Raw genomic sequence first — 22,043 nt, 5'->3', positions numbered from 1 at the left:
CCTGCTTTGCGGTGTGAAAGCATCAAGCTTCACAACCCATGTTTTGTAGTCTGGATTTTGTTTTTTGATGAGCTTTTAACAATTATGTTTTCTATATATATATCCTTTTTATGCCATAGCCTGTGGTTTTTGGTGATTGATCTGATAAGGTTTCCCTGTTTTGATAACCGACAGGATACGGTTCAATAATTTTCTGGCAATCTTAACTACAATACTTTTTGGGTTCTTGCCAATATGTGTACGGTAATAGGACTGCATCTGTGGATCTAGCCGCAGGGCAACCCAAGCAGCTTCTATAATATAACTACGTAGCAAACCTCGGCAACGTGGGGTTACCCCAAACACATTCTCTGTACCTCCGCTATTGCGCATCATCGGTACCAGTCCAATGTAGCTCGCAAAACTTGCCTCGTTGCCAAACCGCCTAATATCGCCCAGTTCGGCAATTAAGGCACTGGCCAAATAACCGCCAATACCCGGAATACTTTTAAGCAGATAATAATCCTGTTTATGGTGTTTACGGCAATGTGAACGTAGCTGGTTGGCCAGTTCCAGATATTCGCCATAGATAAACTCGTAAACACGCAACTTACTGTTTAGGCATTGCTGGCCTGTAGCAGAACGCCATTCGATGTGCTTAAGCCATTCGATAAACGACTTGGTCCAATTGGGATTGTCATGGGCCTCGGGAATTTTTATGCCCTGATAAAGCAGCAAGCTCTTGATGTGTGTTTTAGCCGACCGAAGCTGGCGGGTAATGGCAGCCCGATGCCTTAAAAGACTTTTTAGTTCGTCTTCCCAATCAGTTGGAATATGAATAGCCTTCAGTTCGCCCAACGATAGTTGCCTGCTCAGGTTACGGCAATCAAGTTTATCGGTCTTCTGGTAATATTGCTTGTTGCTGGTGGGCACATCTGCTGGGTTTACAACCGTTACATCCCAGCCCATCTGCATAAAATAACGTGCCGCACTAAAACCACAACAACCAGCCTCGTAGGTGAGCGCTATATCGTAACCGGGAAAGTTCCGCTCAACGTAATCATAAACCACTGAAGGGTCTGCCGGAACGGTGAAACTTTTGTGGTCGCTAATATCACTTCGGATATGAACCGACCAGCTTTTCTTGTGAATGTCGATACCAATGTATAACTTCGGTAAAGCAGTAATTTCTGTTGCCATATTTCAATTGTTTTGGTAGCTAATTAACGTTAGACTACATCTTTTTTGGATGGAACAGGATTGCTGCTTTTACATGGGTGCTTTGAAATAGTGCGGCGAAACTGCAAAGTTCACCAGTTGTTCTTCGGTTCAACTTTTGTACAAAATTGAGGTTTTGCGCTTCGATTGCCCCACAATCGCAAAGCCCCGAAACGTTATGTGCAACCCTGAACGACCGAAAGTGCTAACAAGAAACAGACAGTTTTAATGATTGATAAACAGACAACTTTAGATAAATTAAATGCCTTTAAAAAGCTGGACAAGTTCTCGACTTCAGCTTGGGAAGAACGGGGACTAAATCCTTCTGACAGCGAAATGTGCAACAGACTTCAAAGTTTGTTCAACGACTGTGCAGACAATTTAATAGAAGCAACAAATTCGGACTTTAAGCTAAGACAACTTAAAAGCATTTTAAAAAGCTGGCTAGACAGCGTTAATAGTTCGGACTATGACACCGAAGAACGAGAATTTATTTGCGACTATTTCGACCAACTTTCTAAAATTATTTCGGTTGACTTCAAGGACAATTTGAATAGTTGGCTTTATGGAAAAGTGCTTAACACCTTATTTAAGGTGACTTCTTTTTTTAAAGGACAAGACAAAATTATTGAAACCTTATCACAGGACTGCACTTTGTGCGGTTCAAAACTTGAGACGTTCATCACACGAAAAGAAGAAGGTATTCCCGACTATAATTGGACAATAATTCAGTGTAATAACTGCAATGAATTCAATTTACTTTCAACTGGACCTAATATTAAAGAACTACGTTTTGGAAATTACAAATCAATTGAACAACTATCAAAGACAGAATATACAGAAGAACAAGCCAACGCAAGACTTGAACAAATAAAATTCTTTAGAAAAAAATGACATTAAATCGGACGACATAAAAAAGAAGGGCAGCACATAACACGGGTTTTGCGTCAGGCGGGCTGATGTGCAAACTTGAAGCTTTGTGCTCCGAAACCCGCCCGAACGCAAAGCCCGAAACCGTTATGGGCAAGGCTAAGAGACCGCATCAGTAAAGACAATGAGACAAGAAATTGACAAGCTTTTTAAGGAAATAGATGAAAGACCACTTTTCTATATTGAAAGTGGAAGCCGACTTTGGGGCATAGCAAGTCCTGACAGCGACTTTGATGTTCGTGGCTTTCATCTTCAATCAAAACGACAATATTTCGACTTCAAAAAACACCGCGACATCATCGAAGTAATGGACGGTGACTTTGATTTTGTTTCCTACGATATCGACAAAATGTTTGGACTTTTAGTAAAAAGTAACCCGACTGTTTTTGAGTGGGTTAGAGCGAACATTGTTTACTTCAACGAACTTCCCGACTGGACAACTTTTCAGCAGGACGTAATTAAAAACTTTGACTTTAGGGCTTTGTTTCATCATTACATTTCTCTTGCAAAAGGAAACATAAACTTAATGGAGACAGGTAAAAAGTTTACTTACAAGACAGCGTTCTACTGCATTCGTGGACTTTTATCGGCTGACCTTGCAACTCGACAAATTATACCCGAGCTTTTAATTGACGACCTTTTCAAACAGTTCGACAACGACAACGATGTTTTGAAAATCGCAAAGGATAGTTTAGAAAGAAAAAAGCAGCAGACCGAAAAAGAAGAAGTATTAGAAAACGAAAAGCAAAAAATATTGACTGCAATCAAAGAGTTTACAGGACAACTTGAAAGCAAAGCACCTGGCAGCAGTAACAACCGACAAAAATTAGAAAGCGTTTTGACAGATTACAGTTTTAACTTAAAGACCAAATTTTACGGACAATGAGAAGAAGCCCAGCACATAACAGCACCTACAAGAAATTGGCGGTTCAGTGGTCAATTGAAGCTTTGTACTTCGTATCAAGTTTTGTGCTGGCAGACAGTTTTGAGCTTCGAAATCGCCAACTTCTTGTAGCTGCAAAACGTTATGCGGCATTTTAAGACGTCCACATAAAAAAACAGAATATGTTGACCATTGAAAAAATTAAAAAGGACTTTTCATACATAAAAGCTTGGACGGGTAATTCGGAAACATATCACGACTCTCCAATTTTTGAAGGTTACGGGAATTTGTGTGACTTGTATTTTAAATCAAAAGACAAGCAAATAAAACAAGAACAAGTTGACAAATACAATGAATTCAAGGAGAACTTTAAAAGTCACCTATCTGACATTGAACAGTATATTTTAAGTTCATTGAAAAATTCAGAAGTGAACATAGAAAACACAATCAGACAAACAAAACTAACTCTGGACATAATTGAAATTCCTTTTGACAATTTTAAATATGACTTGGTATTGGTATGTGGTAAAACTTATAAAAAGTTCTTTTTTCTGACAAGAAATATAGATATAAGGGTTGAATTCAAGAACGGACGAATAAAATCAATTCAAAGAAAAAAAGATACGACTGAAGACAATGAATAACGAAAGAAAAACGCCCTATAACAGCCGTTTTGCAAAAGCGGGGGGTTCGTGCTTCTATGACAGTGAAGTGCTAAATTCAAGTTTTGTGCATCTAATGAAGTTTAGTGCTGAAAATCCCCGCCTTCGCAAAGCGGCAAAACGTTAGCTGCAACTTTATGAGAACAGTGCGAACATTAACAATATTGCTTTTATTTTGGCTGACTGCAAACCCAACAGTTGCACAGAATCTTCCTATCGTGCGACAAGACCACCCTATTTATCAGCTTGAATCACGACTAATGAAAGGGGACAAATCCGCATTATTTGACATTGCACCATATTTTGATAGTAAGCAAAAAGTAATAGAATTTTTAGGGTATCACCGACTTGAAACTTTTGAATCAGAAATTGCAAAAAGAGTTGTTTCAGAAAATTCTTTATTCACAAATGAAGAATTTAGCATTACCGATTCCTCGACGACAAAACAGTTCACCGACTTTCTTAATCTAAACAAAGACAAAATTATTTTCTCAAAATTGGCTACATCGTTTTTGATTACACCGCTTGACAAACGAACAGTATCCTTTGAAATTAGGGCAGTATCAGAAACAAGAAAACAAGAACTTCAAGACAGTGCTAAAGCACTGCTAAACCTTGTTTGGGTTAAAGAAAACAAGATTGATTCTTTAATTGAGCGGAGAAATCCTATTTTACTATTAACAATTGCTTCCGAACTTTTTAAAATAAGAAGTAGATTTAATCGCTACTATTTTTGCGAAGAAGAATTTATCAACCTACTTCAATATTTAACAGGGACTGAAATAGGAGTTAAAAATGAAAAAGGAATAATCTCTTGGCATATTGATAAAGACTATTACCCAGAATCCAAATTAAATCTGCTTATTTATTTTTCTAAGTATTATTCTAAATATTCTTGGAATGAAAAGAAATCTATTTTCGTAAATCCAAATCAAGAAATCAAACCCGTTGGAAAAGAAGAGCAACTTTTCCAATTACTTAATAGCAAAAATGATTCAATTGCAATTGATGCGTTTACTCAACTTACTGTTTGTAATCCTTCAATTGTTACTCAACTTGCTAACGAATATCAAAGTGCAGGTATTGATAAAAGCTATGTAATTCCAACTTTCCCTTACAAATTCTTAAAACAACTTGTATTGCTGACAGCTTATTGTAAAGAAAATAATATTAATTTCGTTGGGACGAAAGAGCTACAGAAAAATATTTCGTTATTAAAATCAGATTTGTCGTTTTCAGCACGAAGAAAATTAGAAGATACACTTATTAAAACACTTGCTCTTGGCGACATAACTGCGTTTGAATATTGGGCATTGATTTATGAACAATCTTGGGGATTGACTTATTCAGCAGGAAGAATTTTAGATATTTTCTACTCAAACCATTTTTCTAAAATATTGAAAAATGACAAACAATTAAATTTGTATCTGAAAAAATCTTCGCTATTTGACAACCTTGGTATTATTGGCGTGTGCAACAACTATCTGAAAAAGTTCACATACTTGAAAGAAAACGGAGTAGTAAGATTAAATTCGCTGCAATCCACCGATGCAGAAATTAATACCCAAATTGAAAAAGCAAAAACAATTTGCTATCAACCCGTAAAAATTCCTAATGACACTATGAAAGTTAATAATGCAAATAAAGACTTTGTAGTTAATAACATTAGACAAAATATTATTGCAATTAAAAAAATAAAAGACGAAGAAAAAATGGAAGATTCGCTAACTGAATTACTCTCGAAAATAAATTACAAACAGATTGGCGAAGCAATGAAAGAAATTGAAGATATAATGTTTAAAGAATCTGAATGGAAAAAATACTCTTTCCTTGAAAGAGATTTCGGTTTTTTCATTTATGACGACTTTAACACAATTACAACACGGAAAGAATTTCTTGCTGACTATGAAAAATTTTCAGAATTTAACTTCTACAAGAATATGCTTACCAAAGCAGGGACAAATTATTTCAATGATGAAAAGACTTTAGATTATGACAAAATATTTGATGCACTCAAATATAATGTAGTAGTTGCATTTGTTGGTGGAGGTGGGGGGAGATACGATAATGAAGTTTATGCAATAATCAAATTATTAGAGTTGACACACAAAACGACATTAGGTTATCCTGAAAAACTATGTAACTCAAATGGTATTTATGGTTGCGACTCACAAGATAGAGCAAATTATTGGATACAGTATTTGATAGAAAATAAATTACTAAAACTGACACACAATGAGCCGATATCTTTTCATTACGAATAAAAAAGCAGCCGCTAAAAAGGTCATTGCCAAAAGCGGGGCTGAACGGCTTCGATTGGACATTTGTGCAAGGTTCAACATTCGTTCATCGGCTGAACTTTTGTGCTAAAAATACCCGCCTTCTGCAATACCCAAACCGTTGGCAGCAATTATGATGACAGAACGTAAACTAAAAATCATATTCGGACTTTTATCAATTGGACTTTTGACAACACTACTATTCAAGTTGACAAATGCCCCAGGAGGAATGGTTTTGTCCGGACTTTTTTTAGGCGTGATGATGATTGTAGGAATTATTATTGGTTGCTCAATAGTTTCTGGAATTTTAAGACTGATTTTTAAACAGACATCTTTCTTGACAATATTATTCATTACGACAACCATTTCATTTTTAGTCTTCCATTACCAATTGTACTCACCGACCTTGATAGTTGTAGTTCCCGATGGCTATAGAGGTGAAATCAATTTGGTGTTATCAAACGTGGACGACAATATTTTGGCAGTTGACAGTAATGGAATTGGATATTTGAACGAATGGACGTTTGACAAGACATATTCAAGACCAATAGTTAAACAAGCTGACGGTAAGAATTTAGACGAATATTTAATTGGATTTAATCCTTCGACATTTTTTGGAAAAGGAAAATCTTGTTGCGTTGGAAAGCGTGAAATTCAAAGCTTATCATTTAAAATTGGAACTAAACCACATCTTGAAGATGAATACTTTGAAAGCAAATCTTTAACTGAGCTTGCAGACAAAAAGAAAACCATTTTCACAGAACTGGACAAACACACAGTAATTCAAACAGAAGCGACAATTATTGACACGAAAGAAAAATAACTGCTGGTAACATAGGCTTGTCGCTATGGCGGTTTTAGGAATGAGTTGAACGACAGAATTTTACATTAACTTTTAGAACAGGTTTTGGCGGAGTTAAATCGCCACAGCAACAAGCCCTATCCGTTATGTGGCATTTTAAAAGACAGACACCAATGAAAAAAGAACTATCAATATTGACTTTCGTTTTGACAATCTCTTTAACCAGTTGCGGACAGAAAAAAACCGAAAATACAAGTCAAGAGAAGCAAACGTTCATTAAATCCCTTAACTTATTACGTCAGGACTTTTTGGACAATCCTGAAAATTGGGAAAACAAAACTTTGCCTGACTTTTTGAAAGCATTAAGTGCATACACAGAAGCCGTTCAAGGTCATTAAGACAATATGAAACTAAATGTAAACGCTGACAAAACCAGACTGGCAGACTTTTGCAGACATTTTAAAGGTGCTAAAATCTATGAGTAGACAACTGACAAAACTTAATTTTAAACTTTGGTTAGAATTTGAAGAAGTTGATCCGAATAACTGGGATATTGAAAACGAGTTTTGCAATATTCACGTTGACTTAGAAGACGGACGGCATTATGGAATTAATGTTTGGACTTATAAGTTTTTACAAACCGCAATTGACGATGACAAGAAAACAGGACAAAATTTAAGCGGACTTTATCAAAAACCGCCTGACTTATTTGTGAAGGAATTGACAAGAGAATGTATTCAAGAAACAATTGAAGACTTACTTAAAATTGGCGATTTAGAAAGGGTTTTGAACCCAAGCATTTATGACAAACGAAAAGAGAAATAGAAAACTGGCAGTAACAGCCGTTTTGCAAAAGCGGGGGTTTTGTGCTTCTATGACAGTGAAGTACGAGATTCAAGCTTTGTGCATCTAATGAAGTTTAGTGCTGAAAATCCTCACCTTCGAAAAGCGGCAAAACGTTACAAGCAACTATAATGATACGACACTGTATAACAATCATACTGACTTTTTTGACGCTGACTTTTATTTACGGTCAGACAAAGAGGACTTCGTGTGACTGCCCCAAAACGGAATTTGCAGGTACAAAAGCTGACACGACTTTTCAACTTTCAAACGGCAAGACAATTGTTTTGTGTGGTTACAAAAATCCAGACAGTAAACCGACAACTTTTTCTGAGTTCATTCTTTCAGTTTGCGGACAAGACACAATCATTGACTTTTGGGGTGCCGTGCTGACCTGCCGACTAAAAGTTAAGAAAGACACATTGCTTGTTGACGAACTTCAAAACTTGCCGACAGGAAAGAGTTTTAAATTTCAAGAAACTGTTTGGACAACAGAGAAGATATATTTCAGCGGACAAAAAACCATTAGAAAACTTGTAATAAACCGACAAATCAGAAAATACAATCAAAACGAAATCCAATCCGTCTTGAAAACCTACGAGACTGCAAAGCTCGGACTTGATGACAGTAAAATGGAAATTGCAAACAAGTTATTCATCGCGACAATTTCGGGCGACAAAAAAGCAAGACTATATTTCAAAGAATTTAAAAATAAGTTCGGGACGCTTGACGGAGCATTTGCAGAAGAATACAGCGACTTGACAGCAATGTTAGAACTATGGGACAAGAAAGAATAGCTGCTTGCAACACGGGTTTTGCGTCAGGCTGGGTGACTTGCAAACTTGGAGCTTTGTGCCTCTATTCAAGTTTAGTGCTGGTTGATCCCGCATGTGCGGCACTCCGAAATCCGCCACTGCGCCAAGCGCCAAAAAACGTTATGGGCAAGGCTAAAAGACGTACCACGTGAAAGCAAAAATATTCTCACATAGGCAACTTATCGGCACGACAGTTTTGCAAGTCGGTGACGAAAGTATGGGCGGAATATTCGGAGAGTTTACCCCTACAGAAATATACTTTGACAAAATACAGAAATATGTTTGGGAATTTTGGCAGACTAGTAAGCCAGACTATCAAAAGTGGTATTCTTTACGACTAAATGTCCAATTAGAAAATGGAGTTTTTCTCTTTCCTCAAGGTGGATATACAATTGACGACATTAAAGAACTACCTAACGAACCTAAACGTATTGACATAGTAGGATTGGAAAATAAAATTCTTCAAGACTTTTTACAAACTAACCCTCCAAGACCTTTTGTTGAAGAACCTTGGAACGAATTACAGATAGAACAGAAAATTGCATTTGAAGACGAACTAAAAAAGGAATTAGGTATAAATGTGAAATCATTCCTTGACATTATCAGAAAGCCAGAGAAACACATACTGTTTGACAGTGAATTTTCTGCATTTTGCCACGACCAAAGAAATGACGATGTTTTGTTTGAAATTAGGAAACCTAAATTTGAAAAGCAATTTGCATTAGTTCATTTAACCTGGACAAGTAAAAAAGAAAAAGAAGGTTATCCTAACACGACTTTTTATTCAGACTTTGACGAATTTAAATACTCAAAAATGTATGCCGACAAAGCTAAGTGGGAAGATTAAAATGACAACTTAAACAAGAAGCCCGCCCCATAACATCTGTTTGGCATCATTATAACAAAATGAACTACAAGGAATTCAAGGAAATAATAAAGTTTCAAATTAATAATTTGACAGACCAAAAATGTATTGCGTTTGGTTTATTGATTTGTAATCGACTTTTGCCTGAATATCAAAACTTCTACGACCAAAATAAATGGGGCAACCCCGACAAACTGAAAGAAGCAATTGAGTTTTGTGAATCCTCAAAGTCAAATATTATTACAGACAATAAAATCTTAGCTGTTCTAATCGAACAAGTTGAATCTGTTATTCCTGACACTGAAAATTTTGGTGACTATTCAGGAAGTTGTGCTTTATATTCAAGTGCGTCTGTTTTAGAATTATTAGAATACTTTGTAGATAAAGACAAAAGTCATATAATAAATATTAGCGAATATATGACCGACACAACTGACATCAAAATACGAGAAAGAAATTTTGAAATTGCAAATGAAGAAGTCGGAGAACATGATGATATGATAAACGAATGGAAACTACAAATAGAACTGACAAAATAACGTCGCCTAACAACAGGTTTAAAAAATTGCGGGGCGAAGTGCTTTATGTGCCTTTATACTTTTTTACTAAATTTAGTGCTGTGGATAATTTATGCAAAAAATAAGGCTCAATTTGAACCTGCAAAACGTTACCTGCCATTTTAATGCCCGAAACTGCAAACATAAAACGACAATTTTTTAACTCACTAAAACGTGGGACAGGCGAAGCCTATTTATTAGTGAAAGACAATCCGAATATTGACTTTTCGAATCACGTTATAAAAGGGGCTTTGAATAATTACGCTTATGACGGACAATGTGAAGGAAATCGGGCACAATATATCTTTGACATTATTTCCATATCAAAACAGAAAGACAAAATTCGTAAAGCTATTTTAAAAGGTTTAGCGACAGAACAAAACGAAACTTGGAATTTGACACATTTGTTTGCACTCGCAAAACTTTATGCTCAACAAAATGACACGGAAGTAAAACAAGCAATTTACGATAGATTTTTAAACAATCCAATTGAAGGTTCTGATTGGGTTGGTGCTTATGAAATATTAGAACTTGACGGACTAAACGGCCTGTTTTATGTTGCCGAAAAATTTGGAAAATACATAGAACAAAATCCTGACGATTGGCAGGACGATTGGATAATTAAACGTTTTCAGGAAGAAAACAAAAGCATAAAAGTTTACGAAGAACTTAAAAAGAAAGCCAAGACAAACAAGTTCATTCGCATTTATCTTGACAATATAAAACGAACAAAAGCTAGTCAAGAAAAACACAAAACAAAACCAACAAAATACAAAGACATTATTGACGAAGTCTTGAACATTAAACCGTTTATCTCTTTCAGACGAAAAAGAAACTTAACAGACGAAGAAATAAATCAGGTTGCCAAACAACTCACTAACGAAACGAATAAATCAAATATTGAAAAACTGTTAGATATTTTTGATTATCACAAATTTCCTTACGACAGCCAAATAATTTTAGACTTGGCAAAGCAAAAGTGGACAAGCAAAAACAGAATTGTTGAATATGCAATCAACGCATTAAAACATTTAAAAAGCAAAGACATTAGAACTTTTGCTATGGACAAAATAAAGGACACAAAAAATCCGAATAACTATTTAGAAATTTTGGTTTCTAATTACAAAAGTGGCGATTTCAAACTATTAAGCCAAATTGCAAATCAGACAAAAAGTGAACATAAAATTGAGCAGTTGGCAGGGATTTATTCAGACATTTTCAAAGCCATTAAAACAAAAGAGTGTAAAGAGCCACTTGAAGTCTTATACAACAAAATGAATTGTGCAATTCACCGAAACGGAATTGTTGAAATTCTAATCGAGAACAAGGTAATAAGTGACAAAATTAGACAAGAAATAAAGTTTGACTGTGACTTAGAAACAAGAAAACTAGCAGTATGAATATAAAAATGGCAGGTAACATCGGCTTGGCAATATGGCGGCTGAAGCGCTTCCTTGAAACATTTGCGCAGGGTTCAACAGCAGTAATTCTACTGAACTTTTGTGCTAAAAATCAGCCACATCGCCAAGCAAAAAAACGTTAGCGGCAAGCTTAAACGAAACTACATAAATCTCAAATATGATTTCAAATATAATTACTGAACAAAAAGTAAAAGAAGCTGAAAATTTGCTTTTAAACGCAATGAATAAAAGCGATATTGAAATGCTAGATGAATTGCTTTACGATGATTTGCTTTTTGTTCTCCCAAATGGAGAAGTGATAACAAAGCAAATGGATTTAGAAACTCATAAATCTGGAAAATTAATTTTGGAAGAAATAAATTCCTCAATTGACAATATAAATTTTATCCAAGAAAATGTTGTGGTCACTTTGAACTCAAAAATCAAAGGAAAAATGTTAGACCAAAATTTTGAAGGCAATTTTAGATATATTCGTGTCTGGAAAATCTTTGATGATAAATTGAAAGTTATTGCCGGAAGTTGTTTGGCTATATGAAAGCTAGCCGGTAACGCTAGCTAAGTTCCCGGTTAATTGTTCGTTTTATTTTACTATTTTCGTTTTGTGCAGGGTTCAACAGCAGTAATTCTATTGAACTTTTGTGCTAAAGAGCCCGCCCTGCTGTAGGCAGAAACCGTTATTGGCTATGTAAAGACACTGCAAATAATAATCGAAATTCTAAAAAATTTAAGAATGTACAGCATCGACCTATCATTTGTAATTGTTTTAACAATTGGCTTTCTAATCTACAATCCCATAATGACATTAATTTTCGTCAAACGAAGGTATAATGGCAACATCAAATTTGGGAATGTATCTAGTGACAAAACCGAATTATTGATATTTCTTATGGCATTTATAGGACAACTTATATTTACTGTTTTCAAGGATCCGAGCATATGGTGGCTGATATATTTTGTCACCATAACGACCCTTGTATTAGTAGACAAATTTGAAAAAAGACATTCTTCGAAAAAACACAACCACTAACAAGGGCTTAAGTTACCCCCGTACGATGCAAAACTTTGTTCTTCAGTAATTAATCTTTAAGTTAGCACTCAGGCTCTCACATCTCTCCTATTTCGAGCGAAACTTAAAGCCACGAACCCTTATGTGCCATTTTACCAGCTGACAGTATAATGACAACAATAATGACAAAAAGAAATAAATAATATGAGAAATTACTTTCAATTTTATTATTAACATTATCGGTGACGAATTTGCTTGGACAAAATAATTCACCAACAAACAAATCATTCCCGACAAATATTCAAGAAGGTAGTGAAAAAGAACTTAATAAATTTGACGGCAAAGTAGTGGCGTTTGACGGGACAATTGAGAAGATTGAAAACAGTAGAAACAACACTCCATTTTACAAACTAAAAATTGCGGGCGACAATTATTTGTGGACAGTTTTAATGTTTAAAAATGAAGCAAATAAAATTGGTGACAAAGTTAGGGTTGTTGGGTATTTAAGAACAAACGAACCAAATGAAGACGAGAAAAAATATTTAGACGGAAAATATATGGTAATTGCTTTTGGACTAATTGACTTTAATAATTCAAACTTTTTATTTTTTGGTGGCGCAGGACAACAAAAACAAGAATGGATAGACGGAAAAATACCAAGTGCGAAATAAAAACAGCAGCTAACACGGGGTTTACGTCAGGCGGGGTGACGTGCACACTTGGAGCTTTGTGCTTCTATTCAAGGTTCAGCGCTGGTTGATCCCGCATATGCGGAACCCCGAAACCCATCCGAACGCAATGCCCGAAAAGGTTACCAGTAATGCTATGACAGACTACGAACTACAAAATATCGACCCCGACGACATAAGCGATTTACTCGTTAAAGTTGAAAAGTCATTTGACATTAAGTTTGGCGACACCGAACTAAAGCACATTTCGACTTTTGGTGAACTGTGTGATCATATTGCAAATAAAATCCAACTTGACAATTCAGACGACTGTACCAGTCAACAAGCATTTTATAAGTTACGTGACGCAATTTCATTTACACTTCAAATCGACAATAAAACAATTTCTACAAACTTTTCGCTTGTAGACATTTTGCCAAGAGAAAGCAGACGTTCACGGACACGAAAGCTGGAAGAGCAATTAGGTTTTAAACTTAATATTTTGCGACCACCACATTGGGTTACAGGGACACTTGTAGTTATATTACTTGCTTCTCTTGTTGGACTCTTCCTTAATTGGCAAATCGGGCTTTTAGGACTTGCATTTTCAATCGCAGGCCTTTCGTTAGCAAGTAAAATCGGAAACGAGCTTGACTTACAAACAGTTGGGCAAGTTGCAGAAAAAATGGCAAGAGAAAATTACTTAAAGTCAAGACGAAACCCAAAGACATTTAATAAGAACGAAATTGAAAAAGTTCTGTCTGACTGGTTTAGTTATGACCTTGACCTAGACAAAAGTAAGTTAACAAGAGAAGCTAAATTTGTGTGACCACACAAAGAAGCACTACTGGTAACAAGGGTTCCTATGTAAAGCAGTTTTCCTAGAACCAAGTTAATCATTCCTTTTAAATATTCCAATAAATTGACATTTGGGGACTAAATTAATGCTCCTCAAACACCTCGATAATCATTAAGCTCAGGCTCCTATGTGTGGCTGCTTCTACGCGGAAACACCACCTGCACCCGTATGGTTGTATTGATTTTAAATACAGCTACCTGCTTTGCGGTGTGAAAGCATCAAGCTTCACAACCCATGTTTTGTAGTCTGGATTTTGTTTTTTGATGAGCTTTTAACAATTATGTTTTCTATATATATATCCTTTTTATGCCATAGCCTGTGGTTTTTGGTGATTGATCTGATAAGGTTTCCCTGTTTTGATAACCGACAGGATACGGTTCAATAATTTTCTGGCAATCTTAACTACAATACTTTTTGGGTTCTTGCCAATATGTGTACGGTAATAGGACTGCATCTGTGGATCTAGCCGCAGGGCAACCCAAGCAGCTTCTATAATATAACTACGTAGCAAACCTCGGCAACGTGGGGTTACCCCAAACACATTCTCTGTACCTCCGCTATTGCGCATCATCGGTACCAGTCCAATGTAGCTCGCAAAACTTGCCTCGTTGCCAAACCGCCTAATATCGCCCAGTTCGGCAATTAAGGCACTGGCCAAATAACCGCCAATACCCGGAATACTTTTAAGCAGATAATAATCCTGTTTATGGTGTTTACGGCAATGTGAACGTAGCTGGTTGGCCAGTTCCAGATATTCGCCATAGATAAACTCGTAAACACGCAACTTACTGTTTAGGCATTGCTGGCCTGTAGCAGAACGCCATTCGATGTGCTTAAGCCATTCGATAAACGACTTGGTCCAATTGGGATTGTCATGGGCCTCGGGAATTTTTATGCCCTGATAAAGCAGCAAGCTCTTGATGTGTGTTTTAGCCGACCGAAGCTGGCGGGTAATGGCAGCCCGATGCCTTAAAAGACTTTTTAGTTCGTCTTCCCAATCAGTTGGAATATGAATAGCCTTCAGTTCGCCCAACGATAGTTGCCTGCTCAGGTTACGGCAATCAAGTTTATCGGTCTTCTGGTAATATTGCTTGTTGCTGGTGGGCACATCTGCTGGGTTTACAACCGTTACATCCCAGCCCATCTGCATAAAATAACGTGCCGCACTAAAACCACAACAACCAGCCTCGTAGGTGAGCGCTATATCGTAACCGGGAAAGTTCCGCTCAACGTAATCATAAACCACTGAAGGGTCTGCCGGAACGGTGAAACTTTTGTGGTCGCTAATATCACTTCGGATATGAACCGACCAGCTTTTCTTGTGAATGTCGATACCAATGTATAACTTCGGTAAAGCAGTAATTTCTGTTGCCATATTTCAATTGTTTTGGTAGCTAATTAACGTTAGACTACATCTTTTTTGGATGGAACAGGATTGCTGCTTTTACATGGGTGCTTTGCAATCGTAGGGAAACTGCAAAGTTCAACGGTTGTGCTTCTATTCAAGTTCAGTGCAGGTTGATCCCGCATGTGCGGAACTCTGAAATCCACCACAACGCAAAGCCGCAAACCCTTAGATATTTTAAGAAAAATTGCGTAAAAAAGACAGAATGATTTGGAGTAAAGTTAAAAAGAACGTTGAAAGTAAGTTTTCAAAAAAGCTGAATAAAAAAATTCAACTTTATATAACTTCATATGGAACAGCATATGATGTTTCTGACCTATTCAACAGAGGTTGGATAACAGTAAACGGAAAAGAAGTCGTAAACTTCTCAACGCCTGATTCGTTTTACTTAAATGGAAGCGATTTTCATTTTGCAACGCCAGCTATATATGGTAGCTCCGAAGAAATAAAGTATACCGAGAGAAATAAAAATACTTTATCAGAAAAGGGAGAGTTTTCGAAGTATGACTTAACACATTGTTGTTATGCTTACCTTGACTTAAATATTGATGAAGCAATAAACCATAAAAGTCCAATCATAAATATGTTAGCTGTTTTAGATAAAAGACTTGGCAAAAGAAGATTGTTGAAACTAAATGAAATGGAACTACATCCTTTAGTTAGATATTTTTTGAATATAAGATTAGAATCTGAAGTAACGCAAAAACAATAGTGGAAAAACAAAAAAAATCTGCTAACAAGGGTTTTGCTTCAGGCGGGCTGAAGTGCAAAATTCAACAGTAGCCTTCAATTAAACATTAGTAATAAATTAGCTTCTGTACTTCGAAACCCGCCCGTACGCAAAGCCGCAAACCGTTGTAGGACATTTTAAAAGACGATCCCATGCAGACAAGAAAACATACAGCTTGGAAGAATAACCGAAAGTTCGGTGACGTTTGGGGTGGACGAAATTTTCCAAAGCTTGCTGACAAAATATTTAACAGAAAACATAATTTAACTGCACCAAAAAGTGACGAGGCAACGCCAATTTATATCGTTGACAATCCTTCCAGAGACTTCTACTTTCCTGTGACAGCTGACGAAATAAAAGCAACTCTTGACAAACTACCCAAAAACCACACCGCCCATTTGACACATATTTGGTTGCAGAAAATCAAAAAGACGGATTACGTAAATGGTGACACCTTTCAAGGTTCTTTTATTTGCGGTAGCAAAGTTTATTTAATTGTTCTACATCCATTTCCGACTGACAATAAAATGAGACTCGGAAAAAACAAACCATTACAAAAGACACTTAACTTTTACAAAAGTTATACGACAGATTTAAAGGAAGACAAAAATGGCTGGTATTTACAATGGACAGAAGAAACGATTAGAAAATATTTTTTAGAAAGTTTATTACTTCACGAAATTGGACACTCACTAAACAGTTTTTACAAAAGGTATTGGAGCAAAACTACAACAACTAAAATTGAAAATTACGCAGACAATTACGTTTCGGTATGGGCAGACAAATTAAGAGAAATATATAAACCAGATGAGAATAACGCCATATAACAGCAAATTTACAATAGCCGGGGGGGGGGCGCAAAGTCACAAAACGTCGGCCTTCATTTTAAACGAATACCAGAGAAAAGGACTAAATTGTTATGAAATATATTAAACTAACTTTTATTGCATTTGGACTTTTACTTTTGGGTTGTAACCAAACGGACAGTAATAAACAGTCAACTACAAAAAATGAAAAACCTATTGACACTGCTTACAATTCAACACTTCAAGACGAGAAAGCAACTAGTGACGAACTTAAAGAATACGAAATTGACATCATAAAAGCTGTAATTACTTTATTCAAAGAGAAAGATATTAACAGAATTTCAAACAAAATCAGTTACCCATTATACAGGCAATATCCAATACCACCTGTTAAAGACAAAGAAGAATTTAAAAAGAGATTTAGCGAAATCTTTGACCAAATCCTAATTGATAAAATTGCAAATTCCAAAATCAGTCAATGGTCTGAAGTGGGTTGGAGAGGAATAATGCTTGACAACGGTGATTTGTGGATGGCGAATTCTGACGGAATAATAACAACCGTAAATTACCAAAGTGACTTTGAAAAAAAATATAGAACTAATTTGATAACTAAGGACAGGTACAACTTACACGTTTCATTAAAAACTTTTCAAAGCCCTGTCTATAAAATAAAGACAAATAAATATCTAATTCGAATTGACGAGCTATCTAACAACAAATACAGGTATGCTTCTTGGAAAGTTGACGAAAAAGAAAATTCAAGGCCCGACATGGTTTTAAATAATGGCCAATGGGAACACCTGGGAAGCGGTGGGAATCACGTTATTACTTTTGTAAATGGGATTTACACTTATAAAGTTTACCGAAATATTGTGGGAGAAGACAATTCACCAAACATAACACTTGAAATTGAAAAAAATGGAGAAATAATTTTAACAGCAGACGGGACGCTAATAATTGAATAGACACCACGAACCGCCAACGGCCGTTTGGCGCAAGTGCGATTTTTTTGTGGCAAATCCACATTCACGTTTCACAAGAAATATTATCTTAGTTGAACATCATCAGTTCTGAAGTTCGCAACTGACGCAAAGCCCTGCACCGTTAAGCGATAGCCAGACCTACAATTATGAAGAATTTCATTACAACTAAAATTGCCTCTACACTTATTGCAAATGGATATCCATTAACCAACCTAATTGTTTCAGAAAGCTTAAATATTGATGGTGGAGAAATTTGGGATAAAGAGGTAGCCTTTTTGAATTGTGATATTGAAAACCTCACCTGTATAATGGTTTATTTCAACAGACCAGTAACCTTTAAAAATTGTCATTTTAACAATGCTTCATTTAATTTCTCTTACTTCCAAAAAGGCTTGACTATTGAAGATTGCATTTTTGACAAATATCTTGACTTTGAAGCTGGCGGGCACAATGAAATTGGCACTCCAATTATTATAAAGAATAATGAATTTAGAGAATTTGTAAATTTTTTCGACTACTGGTTTACAGGCGAAGTGGAAATTACCAACAACAAATTTTTCAAAGGGACTAACATTGCTAGTAAAAATCAATATATAAGTTTCGACATACCTCCAGTTTTTAAAGAAAATATTGGGCTACTAAATCTTGAAAGTGAATGTCGAGAAGAAGAACGATAAATTCTACTACTTATAACAACAGGTTTAGGTTAAGCCTTTGACGAAGCGCTAATACGAAACTTTGAAGTTATTTATTTAGATTAGTAAGATAGGTTCTGTTGTACAGATAATTAGGCTCAACTTAAACCTGCAAAACGTTAGGCGCAAGCAAATCAAACAGCTATGAGACACAGTCTAATTTTTCTGACAATAATTGGACTACTATATTCATGTAATCAGTCTGACAAGAAAACAGTTGTCCATGATAAGGCAGCTCAAGCACAACATAATGATACGGCAGTAACTAGTGCTGAACGGAAAATTATAATTAAAGAACTAAAACGACTTCAAGTAATTTTTACTGCTATTGACAAGGAAAAAGTTGCTGACATTTTCGGTTTTCCAATCTCTGAAGAAAACTTAGGTATATACATCGACAACAGTAGTTTTAATGAAAACCTGAAGAAAAACAGTAACAAGATAACAAGAAGCATGTTTATTAGTTCTTATTATGATATTTCAGAGAGTTTACAAATTGATCAAATAAGCCACAGATGAAGCAAATGAAAATTACGAAGGAACGTATTTTGTTTATGACCTAGCAGACAATAAAGTGATAACATTTATCCAAGAAAATGAATTCCTAAACTATTTGACAGCTCATAACTTGGAAACTGGATTAGAATTTAAAGATTTCAGCTATTATTATAAAAAACACTGGAATGGCTGGAGATTTTGGTTTTTAGCATAACATTAGTCGTACGTATAGCAACAGGGGTCAAGTTAAGCCTTGGACGAAGTGCAAAGGATGATCTTGCACCAATAACAAAGCTCAAATTTAAACCAGCCCAACTTTCATACGCCAATTCTAAAATGACATCTTCTTTAAATTTATAAAACTTCTTAATGAGAACTTCGGACTCCTTGCTTCGATCGTTTTCTTATTTGGTCTCCTATCCTTCATAAATAGTTCACGTGACGAAAGCAGAAATTAAGCGGACCAAAAATTGCCAAAAATGCGACTTTTTCGCCCATTTTTCAGTTATTGACCTACAAGCATTAACTTACAGTAGATAACGTTTTATTTCTCACTCTAAAAATTAAAATTATGAAAAAGAAATCTTTAATTTTTTGCCTCGCTGTATTGTTAACTGGCGCAATTTCCTTTACTGCTAATGCAGTTACCGAAGAAGGTAGCGAATTTAGTTTCACCACATCATGTGGCACACACACCGCCGTATTTTACGGCACTCCGTCACAGCAATGGTCGCAAGCAGTAGCTTATGCCGAGTCCTTCAGCGGCTGCGGCGGCGAAGTACCATTTATTATTAGATTAGCTCCAGCTGAAAATCCACCATCGTAACCTTAACAAAATTACATTTAAAGGCTGTTTTCGGACAGCCTTTTTCATTAGCAGCGTTTTACTTAGGCATTAACTATATTGGTGCTTTGTTTTCGACGCTATATTTAACAACAGAATTCAGAGAAAGCTACTATGCTCAAACACAAAACTTATTAGGAAATGTAGCAATAAGTGCAACAGAGATTGCATTGTTTGACCGTTTACTGAAACAAGATATAAACGACTTAAAAGAGGAGTGTATTTTTAGCAGTGGTTATGTATTGCATACGCTCGAAGCGAGCATCTGGTATATGCTGACAACTGACAATTATAAGGATGCTGTTTTGAAAGCGGTAAATTTAGGCGAAGACAAGGACACTACGGGCGCACTCGCTGGACTTCTTTACGGACTTGATAGTATTCCAACAAATTGGTTAACACAAATAGCAAGATATAAAGACATTGAAGAACTTTCGGAACGGTTAGCCGAGCATCTTGCTAGTAAGCTACAAAGAACCCTTAAACATTAGCAACAATAATCTCTGGCAAAAAGCTATTTTTAAACCAACAATACACTCCCCTACTAATAATGACAGTCGAAAATAGAAATGCTTTATTGACAACATTGTTTTACAGCATATCAGTGTCAGCAATTGTGCTAATGAATAATTCTGCACAGTTCAAATCTGGACCTTGTACACCAGGCTTAGATTTATTATCATTCTTTCTTTTAGGACCAATTAGTACAGTGCTTTTAATTAAGAATGGACTCTATGCTTTTTGCTATAAAAAACAAACCAAACTATCATTCCTCATCCACTTAGTTTCATTAATCATTTGGCTGCTAGTATTATTTTTAAACTAAATCCAACAGGCCTGCTAAATCCTTATTCCAAATGTTATCAATGCTCCAAAGAACGAAATTTGCAGTAGCAACACTCACCATCATTTTTTTATTGGGCTGCAACGCAACAAACCAAAGCGCAGAAGATTGGAAATCCATCACTATTGGTTATTATGTATTTGATTTTCCCAGCGATTTTGAATTGGTTACTGAAAAAGGTATTGACTCCTATGTCGGTAAAATAAAAAATGACAGCATGCAGTTTGATTTCGACTTCGGGATGTATTCTAATAGCCTAGAAAAGTCGCCCGAAGAATATCTGCAAAACGGAAGTTGGCGTGAGGATCTTAGTTTAAGATTTATGGAAGACGGCATTACGTACAACCAAAACACACTGCCAAAGGTAAAAGTTTTACTGATCCGCCCTGCTACTTTAAAAGATAGTTTGCTAGGAAAAGGCTGCGATTATGTTGCAAAATGCCAACATGGGGCTACGCAGTTTAACCATCCTATTTATTTGCCAAATGAAATTAAGCAGCTAAATTTCCTGATTGACACGGTGGATCATCACTACAAAAAAGTAGTGTGGACAAAAGCGCCAATGAAAGGTACCGCCTCAATTTATTTAAAGAAGTTGAACTGCGATAATTTAAACACACAAAGTTTAGCCCTATCAATGTACAGCAGCTCCTTAACTGCCAAGCAACAAGAAATGGCTTTAAAAATTTTTAAATCTGTACGTGTGAAAAATAAATAATAGCCCTAATTTAGGATATGAGATCTATCCTAGTTTTAATTTTATTGGGCTTAACAGTTTGCGGAAGATTACAAAAACCAATTGAACAATCGCAACCAAATACTGGCAAAATACAAGAATCAAAAACAAGTCTAAAAACCGACAGCGTTTACTCTTTTAAATTAAGAATTGACACATTGCATGAAATCACTATTAAAAGGGAATATGTGAACCATTCAAATTACCATCAAACCTTCTATCTGAATAATGAAAAAATATATACAGACACAACCAACTATCTTGTCGACAGTAGCAAATACAGCAAGGTAATTGCCGAAAATGGCAATGTTCTACTTTTTATGGAGTGTGATGGGCGACCAAACTTAGATTATATATCCGCTTATGCCATTGATATCAAAAACAAAAAAATGACTTATCTGTCTTCAAGCGTTTTCAATGATGAACCGGGAGGCAAAACCAAACCCTTTACTGACATTGATGGAGATGGATTTTTGGAATACGGCGGTTTCGACTTATCGGAAAAGCACCCACACCCGGATTCTATGTACTACCATCCTTCTAAATTTTACGAAATCAAAAAAGGTAGGCTGCTTTTCGACAGCCTACTCACTAAAAAAGAAGATATAAAGGAAAATGGAATTTACCTCGCTCAACCACTTGATAAAAATGGCTATTGCTGTCAGGTAATAAAAAGGCCGAGGTATAAACGCTAGTCAATTAGCAGTTGCATGCT

General features: G+C 35.9%; 26 protein-coding genes. 24 read left to right on the top strand and 2 right to left on the bottom strand.

Annotation, left to right across the window (positions count from 1 at the left end; all coding sequences use genetic code 11):
• Positions 1–108: 108 nt before the first annotated feature.
• Positions 109–1,179 (bottom strand): IS110 family RNA-guided transposase, encoded by a 1,071-nt coding sequence (locus tag ACY2A0_RS09500; protein ID WP_461791193.1) that lies wholly within the window; start codon positions 1,177–1,179, stop codon positions 109–111.
• 246 nt (positions 1,180–1,425) lie between these two features.
• On the opposite strand from ACY2A0_RS09500, the gene ACY2A0_RS09495 reads away from it, so the two are divergent.
• The 15 genes from ACY2A0_RS09495 (at position 1,426) to ACY2A0_RS09425 (ending at position 13,757) form a co-directional block, all read left to right on the top strand.
• Complete coding sequence (locus tag ACY2A0_RS09495; RefSeq protein WP_461791424.1) at positions 1,426–2,091, top strand: DUF4844 domain-containing protein; 666 nt, start codon at positions 1,426–1,428, stop codon at positions 2,089–2,091.
• A gap of 160 nt (positions 2,092–2,251) precedes the next feature.
• The gene (locus ACY2A0_RS09490; RefSeq protein WP_461791423.1) at positions 2,252–3,013 is read left to right on the top strand and encodes a nucleotidyltransferase domain-containing protein; all 762 of its coding nucleotides are present in this window, start codon (positions 2,252–2,254) and stop codon (positions 3,011–3,013) included.
• Positions 3,010–3,168 carry a hypothetical protein gene (locus tag ACY2A0_RS09485; protein ID WP_461791422.1) on the top strand — a complete coding sequence of 53 codons (159 nt, stop codon included), beginning with the start codon at positions 3,010–3,012 and terminating at the stop codon, positions 3,166–3,168. The genes ACY2A0_RS09490 and ACY2A0_RS09485 overlap by 4 nt, the downstream gene beginning before the upstream one ends.
• 24 nt (positions 3,169–3,192) lie before the next feature.
• Positions 3,193–3,654: a hypothetical protein gene (locus tag ACY2A0_RS09480; protein WP_461791421.1), complete on the top strand. Its 462-nt coding sequence runs from the start codon at positions 3,193–3,195 to the stop codon at positions 3,652–3,654.
• A 155-nt stretch (positions 3,655–3,809) separates the two neighbouring features.
• Positions 3,810–5,936 carry a hypothetical protein gene (locus tag ACY2A0_RS09475; RefSeq protein WP_461791420.1) on the top strand — a complete coding sequence of 709 codons (2,127 nt, stop codon included), beginning with the start codon at positions 3,810–3,812 and terminating at the stop codon, positions 5,934–5,936.
• A gap of 148 nt (positions 5,937–6,084) precedes the next feature.
• Complete coding sequence (locus ACY2A0_RS09470) at positions 6,085–6,774, top strand: hypothetical protein (protein WP_461791419.1); 690 nt, start codon at positions 6,085–6,087, stop codon at positions 6,772–6,774.
• A 152-nt stretch (positions 6,775–6,926) separates the two neighbouring features.
• Complete coding sequence (locus ACY2A0_RS09465; RefSeq protein WP_461791418.1) at positions 6,927–7,151, top strand: DUF7660 family protein; 225 nt, start codon at positions 6,927–6,929, stop codon at positions 7,149–7,151.
• Positions 7,152–7,230: 79 nt separating this feature from the next.
• Positions 7,231–7,578, top strand: coding sequence for a hypothetical protein (locus tag ACY2A0_RS09460; protein ID WP_461791417.1), 348 nt, complete (start codon positions 7,231–7,233; stop codon positions 7,576–7,578).
• Positions 7,579–7,763: 185 nt separating this feature from the next.
• Positions 7,764–8,393 carry a hypothetical protein gene (locus ACY2A0_RS09455; protein ID WP_461791416.1) on the top strand — a complete coding sequence of 210 codons (630 nt, stop codon included), beginning with the start codon at positions 7,764–7,766 and terminating at the stop codon, positions 8,391–8,393.
• A 166-nt stretch (positions 8,394–8,559) separates the two neighbouring features.
• Complete coding sequence (locus ACY2A0_RS09450; RefSeq protein ID WP_461791415.1) at positions 8,560–9,258, top strand: hypothetical protein; 699 nt, start codon at positions 8,560–8,562, stop codon at positions 9,256–9,258.
• A gap of 59 nt (positions 9,259–9,317) precedes the next feature.
• Positions 9,318–9,815: a DUF416 family protein gene (locus ACY2A0_RS09445; protein ID WP_461791414.1), complete on the top strand. Its 498-nt coding sequence runs from the start codon at positions 9,318–9,320 to the stop codon at positions 9,813–9,815.
• A gap of 143 nt (positions 9,816–9,958) precedes the next feature.
• On the top strand, positions 9,959–11,233 hold the full coding sequence (locus tag ACY2A0_RS09440; protein WP_461791413.1) for a hypothetical protein: 1,275 nt from the start codon (positions 9,959–9,961) through the stop codon (positions 11,231–11,233).
• Positions 11,234–11,411: 178 nt separating this feature from the next.
• Positions 11,412–11,789 (top strand): nuclear transport factor 2 family protein, encoded by a 378-nt coding sequence (locus ACY2A0_RS09435; RefSeq protein ID WP_461791412.1) that lies wholly within the window; start codon positions 11,412–11,414, stop codon positions 11,787–11,789.
• Between the two features lie 713 nt (positions 11,790–12,502).
• Positions 12,503–12,931 carry a hypothetical protein gene (locus tag ACY2A0_RS09430; RefSeq protein WP_461791411.1) on the top strand — a complete coding sequence of 143 codons (429 nt, stop codon included), beginning with the start codon at positions 12,503–12,505 and terminating at the stop codon, positions 12,929–12,931.
• 154 nt (positions 12,932–13,085) lie between these two features.
• Entirely contained in the window at positions 13,086–13,757 is a 672-nt protein-coding gene (locus ACY2A0_RS09425) for an acyl carrier protein (protein ID WP_461791410.1), read from the top strand.
• Between the two features lie 334 nt (positions 13,758–14,091).
• On the opposite strand, the gene ACY2A0_RS09420 is transcribed toward ACY2A0_RS09425, so the two are convergent.
• Positions 14,092–15,162, bottom strand: coding sequence for an IS110 family RNA-guided transposase (locus ACY2A0_RS09420; RefSeq protein ID WP_461791193.1), 1,071 nt, complete (start codon positions 15,160–15,162; stop codon positions 14,092–14,094).
• A gap of 235 nt (positions 15,163–15,397) precedes the next feature.
• Between ACY2A0_RS09420 and ACY2A0_RS09415 the strand changes: the two genes are divergently transcribed.
• The 9 genes from ACY2A0_RS09415 (at position 15,398) to ACY2A0_RS09375 (ending at position 22,023) form a co-directional block, all read left to right on the top strand.
• On the top strand, positions 15,398–15,904 hold the full coding sequence (locus tag ACY2A0_RS09415) for an SF0329 family protein (RefSeq protein WP_461791409.1): 507 nt from the start codon (positions 15,398–15,400) through the stop codon (positions 15,902–15,904).
• A gap of 170 nt (positions 15,905–16,074) precedes the next feature.
• A complete protein-coding gene (locus ACY2A0_RS09410) occupies positions 16,075–16,749 on the top strand; it encodes a hypothetical protein (protein WP_461791408.1) in 675 nt (224 codons plus the stop codon).
• Positions 16,750–16,841: 92 nt separating this feature from the next.
• A complete protein-coding gene (locus ACY2A0_RS09405; RefSeq protein WP_461791407.1) occupies positions 16,842–17,693 on the top strand; it encodes a hypothetical protein in 852 nt (283 codons plus the stop codon).
• 164 nt (positions 17,694–17,857) lie between these two features.
• The gene (locus ACY2A0_RS09400) at positions 17,858–18,388 is read left to right on the top strand and encodes a hypothetical protein (protein ID WP_461791406.1); all 531 of its coding nucleotides are present in this window, start codon (positions 17,858–17,860) and stop codon (positions 18,386–18,388) included.
• 162 nt (positions 18,389–18,550) lie between these two features.
• A complete protein-coding gene (locus ACY2A0_RS09395) occupies positions 18,551–18,925 on the top strand; it encodes a hypothetical protein (RefSeq protein WP_461789227.1) in 375 nt (124 codons plus the stop codon).
• A 550-nt stretch (positions 18,926–19,475) separates the two neighbouring features.
• Complete coding sequence (locus tag ACY2A0_RS09390) at positions 19,476–19,730, top strand: hypothetical protein (RefSeq protein WP_461789226.1); 255 nt, start codon at positions 19,476–19,478, stop codon at positions 19,728–19,730.
• Between the two features lie 86 nt (positions 19,731–19,816).
• Entirely contained in the window at positions 19,817–20,239 is a 423-nt protein-coding gene (locus tag ACY2A0_RS09385; protein ID WP_461789225.1) for an ADP-ribosylglycohydrolase family protein, read from the top strand.
• Positions 20,240–20,614: 375 nt separating this feature from the next.
• The gene (locus tag ACY2A0_RS09380) at positions 20,615–21,310 is read left to right on the top strand and encodes a hypothetical protein (protein WP_461791405.1); all 696 of its coding nucleotides are present in this window, start codon (positions 20,615–20,617) and stop codon (positions 21,308–21,310) included.
• A 17-nt stretch (positions 21,311–21,327) separates the two neighbouring features.
• The gene (locus tag ACY2A0_RS09375) at positions 21,328–22,023 is read left to right on the top strand and encodes a hypothetical protein (RefSeq protein WP_461789223.1); all 696 of its coding nucleotides are present in this window, start codon (positions 21,328–21,330) and stop codon (positions 22,021–22,023) included.
• Positions 22,024–22,043: the final 20 nt, after the last annotated feature.

The sequence above is a fragment of the Pedobacter sp. genome (genome assembly GCF_965249885.1).
Classification (GTDB): Bacteria; Bacteroidota; Bacteroidia; order Sphingobacteriales; family Sphingobacteriaceae; genus Pedobacter.
Note: the sequence above shows the minus strand (reverse complement) of the source record. Positions and strands in the feature narration are given on the sequence as shown.

What these genes read in the sequence shown, in the direction of transcription:
- ACY2A0_RS09405 (WP_461791407.1), top strand. Translation starts at nt 16,842, where the DNA reads ATGAAATATATTAAACTAACTTTTATTGCATTTGGACTTTTACTTTTG.
- ACY2A0_RS09440 (WP_461791413.1), top strand. Translation starts at nt 9,959, where the DNA reads ATGCCCGAAACTGCAAACATAAAACGACAATTTTTTAACTCACTAAAA.
- ACY2A0_RS09475 (WP_461791420.1), top strand. Translation starts at nt 3,810, where the DNA reads ATGAGAACAGTGCGAACATTAACAATATTGCTTTTATTTTGGCTGACT.
- ACY2A0_RS09380 (WP_461791405.1), top strand. Translation starts at nt 20,615, where the DNA reads ATGCTCCAAAGAACGAAATTTGCAGTAGCAACACTCACCATCATTTTT.
- ACY2A0_RS09460 (WP_461791417.1), top strand. Translation starts at nt 7,231, where the DNA reads ATGAGTAGACAACTGACAAAACTTAATTTTAAACTTTGGTTAGAATTT.
- ACY2A0_RS09480 (WP_461791421.1), top strand. Translation starts at nt 3,193, where the DNA reads ATGTTGACCATTGAAAAAATTAAAAAGGACTTTTCATACATAAAAGCT.
- ACY2A0_RS09390 (WP_461789226.1), top strand. Translation starts at nt 19,476, where the DNA reads ATGAAAAAGAAATCTTTAATTTTTTGCCTCGCTGTATTGTTAACTGGC.
- ACY2A0_RS09415 (WP_461791409.1), top strand. Translation starts at nt 15,398, where the DNA reads ATGATTTGGAGTAAAGTTAAAAAGAACGTTGAAAGTAAGTTTTCAAAA.
- ACY2A0_RS09445 (WP_461791414.1), top strand. Translation starts at nt 9,318, where the DNA reads ATGAACTACAAGGAATTCAAGGAAATAATAAAGTTTCAAATTAATAAT.
- ACY2A0_RS09395 (WP_461789227.1), top strand. Translation starts at nt 18,551, where the DNA reads ATGAGACACAGTCTAATTTTTCTGACAATAATTGGACTACTATATTCA.
- ACY2A0_RS09400 (WP_461791406.1), top strand. Translation starts at nt 17,858, where the DNA reads ATGAAGAATTTCATTACAACTAAAATTGCCTCTACACTTATTGCAAAT.
- ACY2A0_RS09485 (WP_461791422.1), top strand. Translation starts at nt 3,010, where the DNA reads ATGAGAAGAAGCCCAGCACATAACAGCACCTACAAGAAATTGGCGGTT.
- ACY2A0_RS09500 (WP_461791193.1), bottom strand. Translation starts at nt 1,179, where the DNA reads ATGGCAACAGAAATTACTGCTTTACCGAAGTTATACATTGGTATCGAC.
- ACY2A0_RS09470 (WP_461791419.1), top strand. Translation starts at nt 6,085, where the DNA reads ATGATGACAGAACGTAAACTAAAAATCATATTCGGACTTTTATCAATT.
- ACY2A0_RS09490 (WP_461791423.1), top strand. Translation starts at nt 2,252, where the DNA reads ATGAGACAAGAAATTGACAAGCTTTTTAAGGAAATAGATGAAAGACCA.
- ACY2A0_RS09420 (WP_461791193.1), bottom strand. Translation starts at nt 15,162, where the DNA reads ATGGCAACAGAAATTACTGCTTTACCGAAGTTATACATTGGTATCGAC.
- ACY2A0_RS09435 (WP_461791412.1), top strand. Translation starts at nt 11,412, where the DNA reads ATGATTTCAAATATAATTACTGAACAAAAAGTAAAAGAAGCTGAAAAT.
- ACY2A0_RS09375 (WP_461789223.1), top strand. Translation starts at nt 21,328, where the DNA reads ATGAGATCTATCCTAGTTTTAATTTTATTGGGCTTAACAGTTTGCGGA.
- ACY2A0_RS09425 (WP_461791410.1), top strand. Translation starts at nt 13,086, where the DNA reads ATGACAGACTACGAACTACAAAATATCGACCCCGACGACATAAGCGAT.
- ACY2A0_RS09495 (WP_461791424.1), top strand. Translation starts at nt 1,426, where the DNA reads ATGATTGATAAACAGACAACTTTAGATAAATTAAATGCCTTTAAAAAG.
- ACY2A0_RS09465 (WP_461791418.1), top strand. Translation starts at nt 6,927, where the DNA reads ATGAAAAAAGAACTATCAATATTGACTTTCGTTTTGACAATCTCTTTA.
- ACY2A0_RS09410 (WP_461791408.1), top strand. Translation starts at nt 16,075, where the DNA reads ATGCAGACAAGAAAACATACAGCTTGGAAGAATAACCGAAAGTTCGGT.